Here is a 16,027-nt window from a genome sequence, read left to right on the forward strand (position 1 = left end):
CGGGGTTGCCCGAGTGCTTGCTTGGGCGCACTGCTCCGCGTGTGGTCTATCGGATGAGCGCCGACGTCCGAGAACGAAGGAGGCTGGGTTGTACCTTCACCAAACCCCCTTGGGGGAGGGCACCGGCTGATGGCCCTGAGCCTCGCGAAGGCCCCGGACCTGGCGCGCAGACGCGTCGGGCGGACGCTCGACGAGACCGGCCTGCTGTGCGTGACCCTCCTGGAGGGGCTGCGCCGCACCTGGGACGTGCGCCAGTGGTGGGGCGAGTTCATCGAGCAGTGCTGGTTCCTGGCGCGCGTCACCAGCGTCCCGGTGATGCTGATCGCGGTGCCGCTCGGGGCGACCATCTCGCTGCAGGTCGGCGACATCGCCCGGCAGCTCGGCGCGCAGTCCGGGACGGGCGCGCTGCTGACCGCCGCGATGATCCAGCAGGTCGCGCCGCTGGCCGCGGCGCTGCTGGTGTCCGGGGTCGGCGGGTCCGCCATCACCGCCGACATGGGGGCCCGCAACATCCGCGACGAACTCGCGGCCATGGAGGTCATGGGCATCAACCCGGTCCACCGCCTGGTCACCCCCAGGCTGTGGGCGGCGAGCATGGTGTCCGGACTGCTCTGCTCGGTCGTGATCCTGGCGGGCGTCCTGGGCGGCTACTACTTCAACGTCATCCAGCAGGGCGTCAGCCCCGGCGCGTTCTTCGACGGCGCCACCACCCTGCTGCAGTTCTCGGACCTGGTGATCACCCTGTTCAAGGCGTGGGTGTTCGGCTTCATCGCCGCCGCCGTCGCCTGCTACATGGGCATGAACTGCGACTACGGGCCGGTCGGCGTCGGCCGCGCGGTCAACAGGGCGGTGGTGGTCACCTCGATCGTGGTGTTCGCGACGAACTACATCCTCACCATGATCTACCAGGTCCTCTTCCCCCCGAGGTTCTGATGGTCGCCATTTCCCCCGTACGCAAGCTGGGCCGGGCCGTCCGCGGCCGGGCCGCCGGGCTCGCCGGCTCGGCCGACCTGCCGGTCTTCCTCGGCCGCGTCCTGTACCACCTGGTCGTCGACATCGTCATCAGGCGCAAGTACGGCCGGACGCTCGCCAAGCAGGTCAGCGACATCACCGTCGGCGTCGGCGCGCTCGTCATCGGCGGCGGCATGATCTTCGTGATCGCGACGATGTCGCTCGCCACCGGCGCGATGGTCGGGCTGCAGGGCTACCCGGGCCTGGAGCGGATCGGCGCGGAGGCGTTCACCGGGCTGGTGTCGAGCTACTCCAACGTCCGCGAGGTGACCCCGATCATCGCGGGCGTCGCGCTGGTCGCGCAGGTCGGCACCGGCTTCACCGCCGAGATCGGCGCGATGCGGATCTCCGAGGAGATCGACGCGCTGGAGGTCATGGGCATCAACTCGCTGGCCTACCTGGTGTGCACGCGGGTCGCGGCCGGGGTCATCGCGCTGGTGCCGCTGTATCTGGTGTCGCTGTTCATGGCGTTCTTCGCCACCAGGTTCATCACCATCCAGTACTTCGGGCTCTCACCCGGCATCTACGACTACTACTTCCACCTCTACCTGCCGCCGATCGACGTGTTCTACAGCGTCATCAAGGTCGCGGTGTTCGCGTTCATCATCATGTTCATCCACTGCTACCGCGGCTACTACGCGGCGGGCGGCCCGGTCGGCGTCGGCGTCGCCGCGGGACGCGCGATCCGGGAGTCCACCATCCTGATGATCCTGATGAACCTGGTCCTGTCGTACATCTTCTGGGGCCACGGCAGCACGGTGAGGCTGACCGGATGAGCGAGGAGACGCTGTCGAGCCGCTCCCGGACGGTCTTCGGGCTGGTCGGCGCGGGCGTGATCGCGGCCGCCGCGGCGTTCGTCGCGGTCGGGACGACGCCGTCGCACGAGGGCTCCACCTACTACAACGCGACGTTCGGACGGGCCGGGCAGGGCCTGGACCCGGGCAAGTCGGACGTCAAGGTCCGCGGCATCGCGGTCGGCGCCGTCGACAAGATCACCCTGGTGGACAGCGGCCGCGTCAACGTCCGGTTCCGCGTCGACAAGGGGATCAAGGTCGCCGACACGACGGTCGCGGCGGTCGAGCCGGTCTCGGTGTTCGGGCCGAAAGACCTCGCGCTGGAGCTGGGCGCGCACGAGCTGACCGGCCCGTACCTGGAGGACGGCGGCAAGATCGCCAAGACGCGGGACCCGGAGGAGCTGTCCGACACCGCGTGGCCCACCTACAAGCTCACCAAGGCCATCAACCCGGACGAGCTCGCCACGATCCTGCACACCTTCGGCAGCGGGCTCTCCGGCCAGGGGCCCGCGCTGCGCCGGACGATCGACAACGGCGCCATCGTCGTCGACGCGACGTACGAGAGCCGCGCCGCGATCAACGCGCTGCTCGCCGACCTCAACGGCCTGTCCGGGACGTTCGCCGACCGCGGCGACACCATCGCCGGCTTCGCGGGCGACTTCAACCGGCTCTCCCGGACGATCAACGAACGTCCCGACAAGGTCTCGCAGCTGCTCGACGAGTCCGGCCGGCTGGGCGACACGCTCGGCAACAACCTCCAGCGGCACGGCGACAACCTCGGCAACATCATCGACTCCGGCGGCCCGGTCGTCGCGGTGTTCAACGGCCAGCGCCGGAACATCCCCGTGCTGCTGGACAGCCTGAACGGGTTCTTCAACCTGCTGGCGCAGATCATCCGCGTCCCCGGCCCGGAGGGCACGATGATCGCGCAGGCGCGCGACGACCTCCCGCTGGACATCTGCCAGATCTTCATCGACATCTGCCCGGTCAACCCGGCCACGACGGCGTTCACCGCGGCGCCGACCCGCAAGTCCAATGGAGGGCGGCCGTGAGCGCCCGGCGGCGCGCCAGGTCCGCGCGCGGCCCCGGCGGCGCCACGACGCTGAAGTTCCTGGTGTTCGTGGCGGTCACCGGGCTGCTCACGTTCTTCATCGGCCAGCAGATCCTCGGCACGAGCTTCGCGTCCCGCTACCGGCTGACCGCGACGTTCGACGACGTCACCGGGCTGCTGGAGGGCGACGACGTGAAGGTCGCGGGCACGCCGGTCGGGCAGGTGAAGGGCATCAGGGTCGAGCGGGGCAAGGCCGTGGTCGACATGGCCGTGGACGACGACGTCCGGATCCCGTCCGACTCCACGGCCTCGATCCGCTGGCGCAACGTGATGGGCCAGCGGGTCGTCTACCTGGAGCCGGGGAAGCAGCGGACGATGCTGGACGACGGCGGCCGCGTCCCGCACACCAGGTCGGTCGTGGATCTCGGCGCCATCGTCAACGACCTCGGCCCGCTGACCCGCAGCCTGGACCCGAACCAGCTCAACAAGATCCTGTTCTCGTTCTCCCAGGCCCTGGACGGCAACGAGCAGAACATCACCCTGCTGACCAACAACCTGGACGTGCTGCTCCAGACGTTCGCCGCCCGCCGGAAGACGATTCAGAAGATGATCGACGACTACGAGACGGTGAGCACCGCGGTCGCCACCCGCGACAAGCAGATCGCGGCCAGCGTCGACAACCTGGAGTCGCTCACCAAGGTCTTCGCGAACAACCGCAGGCTGCTGGAGAACGCCGTCGTGGAGGTGTCCGGCGTCACCACCAACCTCAACCAGGTGCTCGGCGGCAACGACGCGCAACTCGGCCGCATCATCGACAACCTCGGAAAGTTCAGCGAGACGTTCCGGCTGAACGTCGACCAGCTGGAGAAGATGGTGCAGCAGCTCCCGCTCACGCTGCGGCAGCTGTTCTCGTCCGCCAACGGCGGCCACTACCTGCGGACGAACGCGCTCTGCCTGAACATCATGCAGGGCCCGTGCCCGTTCCCGATGTCGCTGCCGAGGTCGCCGGGCGCGGAGGCGCCGTCCAAGGACGACCTCACCAAGCTGCGGAAGATGCTGCTGGGGGTGGGCGGCTGATGGCGCTGAAGTCGCTGCGGGACGTCGACCAGAAGGTCGTCGCGATCGTCACCCTGGCCGCGCTCGCCGCCGGATGCGTGTTCGCGTTCGCCGTCGGCCAGCTCCACCTGCTCGACCGCGGCTACACGATGACCGGCGAGTTCAGCGACGCCGCCGGGCTCAAGAAGGGCCAGGACGTCCGGGTCGCGGGCGTGAAGTCGGGCCGGATCACCTCCGTCGAGCCGGACTTCCGGCGCGGCAAGATCATCGTCACCTGGCATGTCGACGCCGGGATCGACCTCGGGCCGAAGACCCGGGCCGAGATCCAGACGACGACGCTGCTCGGCGGCCGGTACCTGCGGCTGTCGGGACCGGTCGCGAAGCCGTACATGGCGGACGTGCCGGAGTCGCGGCGCCTGATCCCGCTGTCGCGCACCAGCGTCCCGTTCACCGTCCCGGACGCCCTGGAGGGCGCGCAGAACATCGTCGGCAAGCTCGACCAGAAGAGCATCGACCGGCTGCTCACCCAGGTCAACAAGATCGAGTCGCCGGGCGCGGTGAAGCTGAACCGCGTCCTGGTCAACATCCAGGACATGTCCCGGATGCTCAACGACTCCTATCCCGAGATCCAGAAGCTGATCGAGAACAGCAAGACGATCACCGGCACGCTGGCCGCCAAGGACGAGCAGCTCCGCGAGATCATCAACGCCAGCCAGGTGCTGCTGCAGACGCTGGTGCGCCGGCGCGACGAGCTGGCCGCGACGATCGGGCAGGGCAGCCGCACCGTCCGGACGCTGTCCAACGTGATCTCCAGCAACCAGAAGGAGCTCAACACGCTCCTGGACAACCTGCACCTGCTGACCACCAGGCTCGCCCCCAACATGGACGCGCTGAACACCGACTTCTCGCTGCTCGGGCCGACGTTCCAGCAGCTCGCCGTCCTCAAGGGCAACGGGCCGTGGGTGGAGGGCGTGCTCACCGGCCTCGGCCCGCTCCAGCCGCCTGGCCCGGTCTCCACCCGGCGCCAGCAGGGAGGCAACTGATGAGCAGGGTGCGAATCGCCGGGGTCGCGCTGGTCCTGGCCATGACCGCGTCGCTCGGCGGCTGCTCGATCACCTCGTCCGGCGGCGGCGATCAGCGGACGATGGTCGTCTACGTCCCGAAGGCCCGCTCCTTCTACCCGGAGTCCAAGGTCAAGGTGATGGGCGCGGACGTCGGCCTGGTCGAGAAGGTGGAGAACCAGGGCGACAAGGTCAAGGTGACGTTCCAGCTGCGCGACGACGTCCCGCTGCCGAGGGGCGTGCAGGCGTCGATCGTCCCGCTGAACCTGATCGGGGAGCGCAACCTCGTCCTGCATCCGGCGTGGAAGCCGGGGCAGCCGAAGGAGACCTCCGACGTCATCCCCATCGAGCGCACGCACGTGCCCGTCGAGGTGGACGACGCGCTCAGCTCGTTCACCAACCTCGCGAACGCGCTCGACCCGACGAAGATGCAGAACGCGCTCGGCAACGCCGCCGACACCGTGAACGGCAACGGCAGGCAGTTCAACGCCACCCTGGAGCAGAGCGCCCGCCTCGTCGAGAACGTCGCCGGGCAGGACAAGGAACTGATCGAGGTCGCGCAGAACCTCAGCCGCCTGGCCGGGGTGGTGCGCGGACGCGAGCAGGTCCTCGGGTCGGTGATCCGCGACTTCGGCGAGGCCAGCCGGGTGCTCGCCGCCGAGCGGGGCGCGCTGCAGCAGCTGATCAGCGGCGTCCTGGAGCTGGCGGACAACGGCGACAAGCTGATCCAGAAGTACAAGGGACGGCTCCCGTACGACCTGGCCGTCCTCACCCGGACCGCGCTCACCCTCAAGGGCAACGCGAAGGAGCTGGCGCAGCTGATCCAGGCGCTGCCCGGCGTCAACGAGCTGCTCCTCAACGGCTACAACCCGAAGAACAAGTCGCTGCAGATCCGCTTCGCCACCGACGCGTTCCTGCGGACGTGGCTGAAGGGCCTGATGAACAGCGACGACGTCGACTGCCCGCTGCCGCCCCCGAACTCCAACTGTCCCTGGCAGAACGGAGGCAACTGATGGGGAGGACCGTTCTCGTTCTCATCGTCGCCCTGGCCCTGGCTGTCTCCGGCTGCTCCTACACGACGGCGGGCGCGCCGAAGGGCGGCCTGACGCTGACGGCCACGTTCGACGACGTCCAGCAGCTCGTCGCCGGGCACAGCGTCAAGATGTCCGACATCACGATCGGCAGCGTCACCAAGGTCCGGCTGGACGGCTACCGGGCGAAGGTGACGCTGTCCATCGAGGACGACGTCAAGATCCCGAAGGGCACCCGGGCCGAGATCAGGGTGACGTCGCTGCTCGGCGAGAACTACGTGGACCTGCGGATGCCGCCCGGCGGGAGCATGGGCCGCGGCCCGTTCCTCGCCACCGGCGACACGATCGCGCAGACCAGCGTTCAGCCGGCGTTCGAGCAGGTCGTCGGGCAGGCGGGCCCGCTGATCCAGGCGCTCGCCGGGGACGACGTCGCAACGGTCGTCAACGCCGGGGCCACCGCGCTGGACGGCAACGGCCAGAAGCTCAACATGACGATCGCGCAGGCCAGCGGGCTGATGAAGATGTTCGCCGACCAGCGCAGGGAGCTGGGCGAGTCGGTCGACCGGTTCGCCAAGCTGGGCCGTTCGCTCGCGAAGGGCGACGACGCGCTGAACGAGGCGCCCGGCCAGCTCGAACGCACCACCCGGATGCTGAACGACGACAAGGACAAGATCGTCAAGACGGTGGACCGGCTCACCCGGATGGCCCGCCAGCTCAACGACAAGGTCCTGGAGGGACGCATCCTGCGGTTCCGGAAGCTGCTGGCGGACCTCGACCCCGTCCTGCACCAGCTCGGGAACAACCGCAAGCGGCTCACCTCCCTGGTGGAGGGCCTGGTCGCCTTCTCGAGGAAGATCCCGCTGGCCACCTATGACGGCCAGTTGCTGCTCTACCCGATCGTCCGCATCGTCTGGCCGGACGGGACGCCGATCTTCCCCGGCCTCAGCGAGAAGCCGAAGAACAAGAAGGACAAGGGCACCGGGCAGGACCCCGCCCCCGCCCCCGAGCTCCCGGACCAGCTCGAAGGCGCACTCCCCGACCTCGACGCCATCCTGGGAGGACGCGGATGACCAGGCGGCTGACGATCAACCTGGCGGTCTTCGCCGCGCTCGCCATGGTGATGGCCGTGTGGGCGTTCAACAACGTCATCCGGTTCGACTTCATCGACCGCCCGTACCGGCTCACGGCGGAGTTCGAGTCCTCGCCCGGCCTGCACCCGAACTTCGAGGTCGACTATCTCGGCCTGCGCGTCGGCAAGATCGACTCGGTGAAGCTGGAGAGGAACAAGGTCGTCGTCCGGATGGACATCGAGCGCGGCGTCACGATCCCGCAGGGCGTGAGCGCCGCAGCGGCCCGCAAGTCCGCGGTCGGCGAGCCGGTGGTCGAGCTGACCCCCGGCTCCGGAAAGGCCGGCGCCCCGCCGATGAAGCCCGGCAGCGTCATCCCGGTGTCGCAGACGAAGGTCCCGCCCAAGTACGGCGACCTGTTCGGCGCGGTCATCGACACCCTCAAGGCGATCAACCCCGACGACGCCAAGGTCCTCACCCACGAGCTGGCCGAGGGCTGGGCCGGGCGCGAGGACTCGCTCCGCCAGATCATCAACGGCGGCGACGACCTGACGCAGACGTTCGCGCAGAACACCGAGCTGCTCGACGGGCTCACCAGGGACCTCGGGCGGATCACCCGCGTGCTGAACCAGAACCGCGGCTCGCTCGGCTCCGGGATCGACGACCTGGCCGCGCTCACCGCCGCGCTCAGCCAGGTCCGCGGCCAGATCGCGCAGCTGCGCGACCGGGGGCCCGGGCTGCTCGACACGGTCAACGACCTGCTGGACGAGACCGGCCCCGACTTCGGCTGCGCCGTCGACATGCTCGGCACCCTGGGCTTCTCGCGGTACAACCCCGACTACCTGACCGACCTGCGGAAGACGCTCCAGTACGCGCCGGCGCTGAAGGTCGTCCTGGACAACGTGATCGGGATCGACCAGGGCCAGCCCGTCCTGAACGTCGTCTTCCAGGTCACGCTGAAGGAGCCCGCGGCGCTGGAGTACAAGTACCCGCTGCCGCAGCCCGCGGTGAACAAGATGCAGACCTGCCCCGGCGGGCGGATGCCCGCGGTGACGCCGCAGAAGACCTACCGGGCCAAGAACCCGGGGGAGACGATCCCCACCCACGACCCCGCGCTCGACCGGAAGAACGTGCAGGCCGAGAAGGCCGCGAATGCCAGTGAAGACTCTTCCGGCGGGCCGCCGGCGTGGCTAGTGTACGTCCCCCCGGTCATCGCCCTGCTGGTGCTGATCAGGGTCATGATGGGCTCGGTGCCCGTGGTGTCCCGCCTGACCCGACCGCGTCGTCGGGGCAAGGACTGACCCCAACCCCGAGGAGTGCCCGAAGTGACAGCCAAGACCACCAGGGACGGGACCGGCAAGGTCCCGGACGAGGCGGACGCGGCGCCGCAGGAGACCGAGGCGCCGGAGGAGACCGAGGTCGCGGAGCGTCCGGCACGCCCCGCCGCCAGGCGCAAGCGCCGGGTGCGGGTCATCGAGGTCATCGACGACGAGGACCTGGACGAGGTCCTGGAGGCCCTGGACGCCGAAGACGAGCAGGACGAGGAGCCCGAGGAGGCCCCCGCGCCCCGTCTGACCAAATCCGCGGCCCGCCCGGCGAAGCCCGCCGCCAAGCCCGCGGCGAAGGCCGCCAAGCCCGCGGCGAAGGCCGTGCCGAAGCCGCGCCCGTCCCGCATCGAGGCGCCGGACGAGGAGCCGGAGGAGAAGGAGCCGGTCGTCATCCGGTCGACCGTCTTCGGGCTCGGCACCGCACAGGCCGTCGTGGTGGTCGTCCTGGTCGCGCTGCTGGCCAGCCTGGCGATCTGGCAGTGGCGGAGCGCGAGCTCCAACGCGGCCAAGGAGGACGACCGGGCGGCGGTGAGCAAGGTCGCCTCCGCCTACGGCAACGCGGCGTTCAGCTACAACGCGCAGAACTACCAGACGCAGGCCGAGAAGGCCCAGAAGCTGATGGCCGGCGATCTCCTCGACGAGTTCAAGAAGAACACGATGCCGTCGCTGACCAACGCGTTCAAGTCCGATGCGCAGGTGGCGGTGACGTCCAAGACCGACCAGGTCTTCGTGGGCAGCGTCGACGGCAGGTTCGCCACGGCGGTGGTCATGGTGGAGGTCTCGCTCAAGACGAAGGACGGGCAGGCCACCGAGCCCGCGACGCTGCTGCGGCTGTCCCTGAGCAAGGTCGACGGCGAGTGGAAGGTGACCCAGCAGTACGCGTCGGGCATCAACGAGCAGAACAAGAACCAGCAGCCGGGGCAGCAGCTCCCGGGCGTCCCCGGCGGTGGCGCGTCGAAGTCGCCGAAGGCGGAGAAGAGCGGCACACCGGGCAATTGACCATCAAGCCGGGCGCCCCGCGTGGAAGCCGCGCGGGGCGCCGCGCGTTGTGCGGATGGACGGGGTCGCTGGACGAAGGCGGGGCATCATGTCGACCGTGACGGAAACGGAACCGGGCGAGCGCAGGACCGACGGCGGAGTCGTCCCGGACGAGCTGGTCCACGAGTTCGGCGCGCTGCTCAGCGCCGCGTCCGTGCTGGAGCGGATCGCGGGCCGGGAGCTGGAGCGCCGCTGCGGCATCCGGCACGCGGTGTTCGAGGTCCTGCTGAAGCTGTCCGGCGCCGCCGGTTCCGGCCCGCACACGATGGGCGACCTGGCCGGTGAGCTGATCCTGACCAGCGGCGGCATGACCCGGATCATCGACCGGATGGTGGAGGCCGGCCTCGTCCGCCGCGAGCCGGCCCCTGGGGACCGCCGCCGCCAGCTGGTGGAGCTGACCGACGCGGGCCGCGCGAAGCTGGACGAGGCCCTGCGCGTCCACGCCGAGACGCTCCGCGAGCATTTCGCGGGCCCGCTGACCGACGACCAGCGCCACGTCCTGGTGGACGCCCTGCGAACCCTCCGCGCCACCGCCCGCAAGGAACTGGGCGCCCTCCACTAACTCAAGGAATACGGCTCCCGGGTCACCTGGAGTAGTGCTCGACGACCAGTTGCTCGTCGCAGATGACGGGGATCTCGCGGCGTTCCGGGAGCCTGGTCAGCTGCGCGGCGAGGGCGTCGTGGCGGACGTCGAGGTAGGCCGGGACGTTCTCGGTGTGGCCGCCGGCGGCGGCGATCTGGAAGGCGTCCATGGCGCGGCTGCGGCCCGCGACGGTGACCACGTCGCCGGGGCTGACCCGGTAGGACGGACGGTCGACGCGGCGGCCGTTCACCAGGATGTGCCGGTGCACGACGAACTGCCGGGCCTGGTAGATGGTGCGGGCGAACCCGGCGCGCAGGACGATCGCGTCCAGCCGGCGCTCCAGGTCGACGATCAGCGCCTCGCCGGTCTTGCCGCCGGTCCTGGCGGCCTTGGCGAACGCGTTGCGGAGCTGCGCCTCGCGGATGTTGTACTGCGCGCGGAGGCGCTGCTTCTCGCGGAGCCTGACCTTGTAGTCGGACTCCTGCTTGCGGGCGCGGCCGTGCATGCCCGGCGGGTAGGGGCGGGCCTCGAAGTACTTCACGGCCTTCGGGGTCAGCGGGATGCCGAGCGCCCGCGAGATCCGCACTTTGGGACGAGGGTTGTTCATCACGCTCCTTTGATGGTTAGGTATGCCTAAGTTAGGTAAGCCTAACCTAGTAGGTCAAGGAGGCAAGGTGCGGCGAGCGGAGACCACGAAGACGGTGGACGGCCCCACGGCGGCGGAGCGGGCGCGGACCCTCGCCTACGGCGTCGCGGACGGCGTCCTCGTCGCGCCCGGCGTCCCGTACGCGCCCGTCCCGGCGCACACGACCGACCGGGACGGCAGGCCGCTGCTGCTCGTCCAGTCCGCGTCGCCGATCGCCGCCGGGCTCCGGAACCCGGCCCCGGACGCGGACCCCGACGTGCCCGCCACGCTGCGGATCTCCGACGTCGCGCCGGTCGCGCTGGCGGACCGCGTCCGCGGCCGGGCCTGGCTGCACGGCTGGCTCAGCGAGGTCCCGGACGGCGAGCTGCGCGCCGCCGCGCTCCGCCTCTCGCACGCCCATCCCCGTCCCGAGCTGCTCGACCTCGCCGCGGAGCGGGACGGCGCCCGGGACGCCGGGCGACCGGAATGGACGATCCTCGCGCTGGAGGTCGCCCAGGTCGAGATCGACGACGCCTGGGGGAGCGCGTCCCTCGAACCCGAGGAGTACGCCGCCGCCGCGCCGGACCCGTTCGTCGCCGTCGAGTCGGGCATCCTCACGCACCTGGACACCTGCCACCGCGACGAGCTGACGGGGTTGCTGCCGGACTCCGTGCCGCCGGGAACGGTCCGGCCGCTGGCGCTCGACCGGTACGGTATGTGGCTGCGCCGCGTCGCACCGCCACCGGACGCTCACGCTTCGTTCGACCTGCGGCTCCCGTTCGCGGAGCCTGTCAGTGATCTCCACGGTCTGCGGTGCGTGTACCGGCGCCTGTTCGCCCGGGCGACCCCTTAGTACGTAAAAACCCTGATCCGGACGAAAGCGACGAATTGCCGGTGATCTCCCGGATGGCGGCGGGGCCCCGTTCCGGGCGATGCTCGGTACACCGGCCGAGGGACGCCGAGCGTCACCCGTCCGGTACGACCCCGATCGCCGGCTCGCCCTCGCGGGGTGGGTGAGCCGGCGACGGGGACCGTCACCGGGTTGCCGGGGCGCCCGGTGCGCCCCCGGCCGGGCCGGTGGTCCGGCGCCGCGACATCTCGGGGGACGTGGTCCGGGCCACTGGTTGGAATTGGCCGTTTCCGCGGCCGGGCTTCCGCCGCAGGCTGGAGGCATGACCGGACACCATCCGCAGACCCGAGCCGTCCACCCGCCCGTGATCACGCCGGCGGGGAGCCGTCCGCTCTCCGTCCCGCTCTACCAGGGCCACCTGTTCTCGTTCGAGGCCGCCGACGATCTCGCCGCCGCCTTCAACGGACCGGACGAGGCCTTCTTCTACGCCCGCATGGCCAACCCGACCGTCCGCTCCCTCGAACGGGCCGTCACGGAGCTGGAAGGCGGGGCCGGGGCGCTCGCCACCGCGTCCGGCATGGGCGCCGTCAGCACGGTCCTGATGAGCCTGCTGCGCAGCGGCGACCACGTCATCGCGCAGACCACCCTCTACGGCGGCACGTACGCGCTGTTCGAGGACCTCGCCGAACGGTGGGGCGTCGACGTCACCTACGTCTCGGGCGACGACCCGGCGGAGGTGCGGGACGCGCTCCGTCCCGCGACCCGCCTCCTCTACCTGGAGACGGTCGCGAACCCCACCACCCATGTGACGGACCTGCCCGCGTTCACCGCCGCCGTCCAGGGCACGGACGTGCTGACCGTCGTCGACAACACCTTCGCCCCGCTCCTCTGCAAGCCCATCGAGCATGGCGTCGACATCGTCATCCACTCGGCGACGAAGTACCTGAGCGGGCACGGCGACGTCATCGGGGGCATCGCCGTCTTCGCCGACCCGGACGTGTACCGCCGCGTCTGGGACCACGCCATCGACCTCGGGTCCGTCGCCGACCCGTTCGGCGCGTGGCTGACCGTGCGCGGCCTCGCCACGATGCCGCTGCGGGTGGCGCGGCAGAGCGCGTCCGCGCTGGACATCGCCCGCCGCCTCGCCGCGCACCCGTCCGTCACCCGCGTCCACTATCCGGGGCTGCCCGGCCACCCGCAGCACGAGGTGGCGCGGCGGCTGCTGCCGGACGGGAGCGGCGGCGTCCTGGCGTTCGAGCCGGCCGGCGGGCGGGACGCGGGCCGCGTCTTCTCCGAGGCCGTCCGGCTGATCTCGCTCGGCCCGTCGCTGGGCAACATCGCGACGCTCGTGATGCATCCCGCGAGCACGTCCCACCGGCAGATGGACGCCGCGACCCTCGCCGCCGCCGGGATCGGCGAGGCGACGGTGCGGCTGTCCATCGGCCTGGAGCACCCCGACGACCTGTGGTCCGACATCGACCAGGCCCTCGCCAAGGCGACCTGACCAGTTCGAGGCGACCTGACCAGTTCGAGGCGGCCTACAGGTAGAAGCCGGTCGCCGTGGCCGGTACGTCCTGGCCCTCGGGACGCTTCTCGCCCTTGCGGAGCGCGACCAGTTCGGCGAGCGTCGCGCCATCGTCGCCGATCTCGCTCGACGGCGCCTCGGCCACGTCCAGCCAGGACGTCGCCTCCGCGCGGGTGAGCCGGCCCACCTCGATCTGCGCGAGGCAGCGGCCGGGACGGACGACCGCCGGGTGCAGCATGGCGAGGTCCTCGTTGGTGGTGATGGCCACCAGCACGTCCCGGCCCTGCCCGAGCATCCCGTCGGTGAGGTTCAGCAGCCGCGACAGGCCCTGGCCCGTCGACTGCTTCGCCTCGCCGCGGATCAGCTCGTCGCAGTCCTCGAGGATGAGCAGCCGCCAGCGGCGGTTCTCGTCCTCGTCGTCGCCGACCGCGACCTCCATCAGGTAGCTCGGCGTGCCGAACAGCGCCTCCGGGTCGAGGACGCAGTCGGACTGGCACCAGTCGTTCCAGGCGCGGGCCAGCGCGCGCAAGGCCGTCGTCTTGCCGGTGCCGGGCGGGCCGTGGAGGAGCAGCAGCCGTCCGGACACGTCGTCGCGGCCGAGGCGCATGACGTCGTCGAGGGCCTCGGCGACCGGCGCGGTGTAGTTGCGCCGGATGTCCGCCCACGAGTCGGCGGTGATCGCGCGCTCGCTGCGGACGGGCCCGTGCGTGCCCATGTGCCAGAAGCCCATCTCGACGCTGGTCTCGTCCACCTTGGGCGGGTCGGTCGCGTCCTTCACGGACGCGTCGAGGACGGTCTCCGCCAGCTCCTCAGACACGGCCGACACGGCGACGTACGCGACGCCGTTCTTCCACCGGTTCGTCAGCAGCGTCCAGCCGTCGCCCTCGGCCAGCACCGACTCCTTGCCCTTCTCGTGCGCCACCCGCACCAGCCGGGCGTCGCCGGGACGCAGCGGCGCGTCCGCGCGGACGTGCTCCAGCCGCGTCGACCGGGACCAGGGCTGCTCGCCGGACGCGAACGGGCGCAGCGACAGCACGTCCATCACGTCGGCGGGCGAGTTGTTGTCGCTCAGGTTGAAGACCACGGGCAGCGTCGAGTCCGGCCCGGGGTCGGTGGCGTTCTCCCCGGACTCGACGAGATGGAGGATCTCCTGCGGCGTGGTCATGTCCAAAATGATCAGGCCCCGTGACCGGCCGCGTCCACCGAATTAGGGCGTCAGGGGGCGGTGTCGTCCGCGCGGCCGGCGGCCTTGCGCGCCTCGATCTCCTCCAGGTCGAGCTTCTCGGCCTCCTCCGGAGTCGGGGCCGTGCCGCCGAGGTAGGCGGGCTGCCACCACGTCTCGTCCGCCTTCGGGACGTCGGGGTACTCGCGCTGCGCCTTCTCCAGCAGCTCCGACATCCGGGCGTGCAGGTCGCGGGTGAACTGGTCGTAGTCGTCGCCGCGCTTCGGGTGCAGGGGCTCGCCGACGAGGATCGTCACCGGCACGCCGCGCTGCAGCAGCCTGCGCTTGCGGCCCTTCGTCCACAGCCGCTGCGGGCCCCAGATCGCGACCGGGATCAGCGGCACCTTCCCGGCGACCGCCATCCGCACCGCGCCGTTCTTGATGTCCTTCACCGTGAACGAGCGGCTGATCGTCGCCTCCGCGAACACCCCGACGATCTCGCCGCTCTTCAGCGCCTTCAGCGACGCCGCGTAGGAGGAGGCGCCCGCGTCCCGGTCGACGGGGATGTGCTTCATCCCGCGCATCAGCGGCCCGCCGATCCGGTTGTCGAAGATCTCCTTCTTCGCCATGAACCGCACCAGCCGCTTCGCCGGATGCGCGGTGAGCCCGGCGAAGATGAAGTCCAGGTAGCTGATGTGGTTGCTGACGAGGACCGCCCCGCCGGTGCTGGGGATCTGGTCGGTCCCCTCCAGACGGATCTTGATGTTCAGGGCCCTGAACACGCAGCGAGCCGTCAAGATCACCGGTGGATACACGATTTCGGGCATGGGAGCACGGTACTTGAGGGCTTCATGATCAGCGAGTGCGGGCGGGGATCCGGATGGCTCCCACAACCGACCGGAACTCTGAGAAGGTGGGGGTTGTGACGTGAGCCGCCGAAGCCCGAAGATCCCCCTGAGGGTGGGAAAGGGGATGAGCACAGATGGAACCGTTGGACGCGGCGGCGGACGTGCACGCGCTCATCCGCGACGTGCTGCCCGCCCTGGCGCCCAGCGCCTGGTTCGACTCCGGCACCTCCGAGGTGGTGCTGCCCGTCGGCCGGTCGGAGGCGCGGGCCTCCAGCTGGACGGTGCTCGAGCGCTGCGCCCGGGAGCCGCGCTCGGCATGGCCGAAGGTGGTGGACGAGTGGGTCCGCGAGGTCGGCGACCGCGCGTTCCTGGCCGTCGGCGAGATGGAGCTGTTCGGCGACGTCAGGGAGCTGCTGCGGCTGCGGATCGTCCCCAAGCTCGCGCCCCGCGACCGGGAGGGCCTCGTCGTCGTCCCCGCCGGTGACCACTTCGACGCGATGGTGATGATCGAGCACCCCCGCTACGGCGGCCCGCTCACCAAGGCCCGCGCCGGGCTGCTCGGGCTCCACAAGCTCGGCTACGTGATGACGAACACCCATGACCGCGAGCTCGCCGACGTCGCCGTCCGCGACCAGCCGCTGCTGCCGGGCCGCAACGTCCGCGTCGTCACCAAGCCGGGCAGCCGGTACGTGTCCGCGCTGCTCAGCGAGGTCGACCAGTTCCTCCCATGGCCGAACGAGCACGGCGCGCTGGTCGGCGTCCCGTGCCACAGCACGCTGCTGCTGTACCCGATCATGTCGGCGGCCGTCCGGGACGTGCTGCCCGTCTTCTCCGACGTCGTCCGGGAGATGCACGCCGACGCCGAGGACCCCTGCGCCCCCGGCGTCTACTGGAGCCACGGCGAGCGCCGCCTGACGCCGCTTCCCGCCGACCCCGACAAGTCCCCGGAGTTCGCCACCCTCCTGCACCGCCTCCCCGAAGAGGTCTAGCGAGGCGG

At 70.5% G+C, this 16,027-nt stretch carries 16 protein-coding genes; 13 read left to right on the plus strand and 3 right to left on the minus strand.

Features of this window, described 5'->3' with window-relative positions:
• The first annotated feature begins 129 nt into the window (after positions 1-129).
• The 10 genes from ACH35V_RS07635 (at position 130) to ACH35V_RS07680 (ending at position 9,999) form a co-directional block, all read left to right on the plus strand.
• Positions 130-933 carry an MlaE family ABC transporter permease gene (locus tag ACH35V_RS07635; RefSeq protein ID WP_395970891.1) on the plus strand — a complete coding sequence of 268 codons (804 nt, stop codon included), beginning with the start codon at positions 130-132 and terminating at the stop codon, positions 931-933.
• Positions 933-1,787: an MlaE family ABC transporter permease gene (locus tag ACH35V_RS07640; protein ID WP_395970892.1), complete on the plus strand. Its 855-nt coding sequence runs from the start codon at positions 933-935 to the stop codon at positions 1,785-1,787. The genes ACH35V_RS07635 and ACH35V_RS07640 overlap by 1 nt, the downstream gene beginning before the upstream one ends.
• On the plus strand, positions 1,784-2,857 hold the full coding sequence (locus ACH35V_RS07645) for an MCE family protein (protein ID WP_395970893.1): 1,074 nt from the start codon (positions 1,784-1,786) through the stop codon (positions 2,855-2,857). The genes ACH35V_RS07640 and ACH35V_RS07645 overlap by 4 nt, the downstream gene beginning before the upstream one ends.
• Positions 2,854-3,933 (plus strand): MCE family protein, encoded by a 1,080-nt coding sequence (locus tag ACH35V_RS07650; RefSeq protein WP_395970894.1) that lies wholly within the window; start codon positions 2,854-2,856, stop codon positions 3,931-3,933. Before ACH35V_RS07645 ends, ACH35V_RS07650 begins: the two co-directional genes overlap by 4 nt.
• Complete coding sequence (locus tag ACH35V_RS07655) at positions 3,933-4,955, plus strand: MCE family protein (protein ID WP_395970895.1); 1,023 nt, start codon at positions 3,933-3,935, stop codon at positions 4,953-4,955. Before ACH35V_RS07650 ends, ACH35V_RS07655 begins: the two co-directional genes overlap by 1 nt.
• The gene (locus ACH35V_RS07660) at positions 4,955-5,986 is read left to right on the plus strand and encodes an MCE family protein (protein ID WP_395970896.1); all 1,032 of its coding nucleotides are present in this window, start codon (positions 4,955-4,957) and stop codon (positions 5,984-5,986) included. The genes ACH35V_RS07655 and ACH35V_RS07660 overlap by 1 nt, the downstream gene beginning before the upstream one ends.
• Positions 5,986-7,074, plus strand: a complete 1,089-nt coding sequence (locus tag ACH35V_RS07665) for an MlaD family protein (RefSeq protein WP_395970897.1) — start codon at positions 5,986-5,988, stop codon at positions 7,072-7,074. The genes ACH35V_RS07660 and ACH35V_RS07665 overlap by 1 nt, the downstream gene beginning before the upstream one ends.
• Positions 7,071-8,372 carry an MCE family protein gene (locus tag ACH35V_RS07670; RefSeq protein WP_395970898.1) on the plus strand — a complete coding sequence of 434 codons (1,302 nt, stop codon included), beginning with the start codon at positions 7,071-7,073 and terminating at the stop codon, positions 8,370-8,372. Before ACH35V_RS07665 ends, ACH35V_RS07670 begins: the two co-directional genes overlap by 4 nt.
• Positions 8,373-8,396: 24 nt before the next feature.
• Positions 8,397-9,398, plus strand: a complete 1,002-nt coding sequence (locus tag ACH35V_RS07675) for a hypothetical protein (protein ID WP_395970899.1) — start codon at positions 8,397-8,399, stop codon at positions 9,396-9,398.
• Between the two features lie 97 nt (positions 9,399-9,495).
• Positions 9,496-9,999 (plus strand): MarR family winged helix-turn-helix transcriptional regulator, encoded by a 504-nt coding sequence (locus tag ACH35V_RS07680; RefSeq protein WP_395970900.1) that lies wholly within the window; start codon positions 9,496-9,498, stop codon positions 9,997-9,999.
• Between the two features lie 22 nt (positions 10,000-10,021).
• Here ACH35V_RS07680 and rpsD read toward each other — a convergent pair whose 3' ends face one another.
• The gene (gene rpsD, locus ACH35V_RS07685; RefSeq protein WP_395970901.1) at positions 10,022-10,627 is read right to left on the minus strand and encodes a 30S ribosomal protein S4; all 606 of its coding nucleotides are present in this window, start codon (positions 10,625-10,627) and stop codon (positions 10,022-10,024) included.
• A 67-nt stretch (positions 10,628-10,694) separates the two neighbouring features.
• On the opposite strand from rpsD, the gene ACH35V_RS07690 reads away from it, so the two are divergent.
• Entirely contained in the window at positions 10,695-11,498 is an 804-nt protein-coding gene (locus tag ACH35V_RS07690; protein WP_395970902.1) for a DUF2470 domain-containing protein, read from the plus strand.
• Between the two features lie 319 nt (positions 11,499-11,817).
• Positions 11,818-12,999, plus strand: a complete 1,182-nt coding sequence (locus ACH35V_RS07695) for a trans-sulfuration enzyme family protein (protein WP_395970903.1) — start codon at positions 11,818-11,820, stop codon at positions 12,997-12,999.
• A 34-nt stretch (positions 13,000-13,033) separates the two neighbouring features.
• Here ACH35V_RS07695 and ACH35V_RS07700 read toward each other — a convergent pair whose 3' ends face one another.
• Together ACH35V_RS07700 and ACH35V_RS07705 are read right to left on the minus strand one after the other, a co-directional pair.
• Positions 13,034-14,185, minus strand: a complete 1,152-nt coding sequence (locus ACH35V_RS07700) for a DUF5925 domain-containing protein (protein ID WP_395970904.1) — start codon at positions 14,183-14,185, stop codon at positions 13,034-13,036.
• Between the two features lie 50 nt (positions 14,186-14,235).
• Complete coding sequence (locus ACH35V_RS07705; RefSeq protein WP_395970905.1) at positions 14,236-15,009, minus strand: lysophospholipid acyltransferase family protein; 774 nt, start codon at positions 15,007-15,009, stop codon at positions 14,236-14,238.
• Positions 15,010-15,164: 155 nt separating this feature from the next.
• On the opposite strand from ACH35V_RS07705, the gene ACH35V_RS07710 reads away from it, so the two are divergent.
• Positions 15,165-16,019 (plus strand): hypothetical protein, encoded by an 855-nt coding sequence (locus tag ACH35V_RS07710; protein WP_395970906.1) that lies wholly within the window; start codon positions 15,165-15,167, stop codon positions 16,017-16,019.
• Positions 16,020-16,027: the final 8 nt, after the last annotated feature.

This window comes from Actinomadura sp. 1N219, assembly GCF_044326405.1.
GTDB lineage: Bacteria > Actinomycetota > Actinomycetes > Streptosporangiales > Streptosporangiaceae > Spirillospora.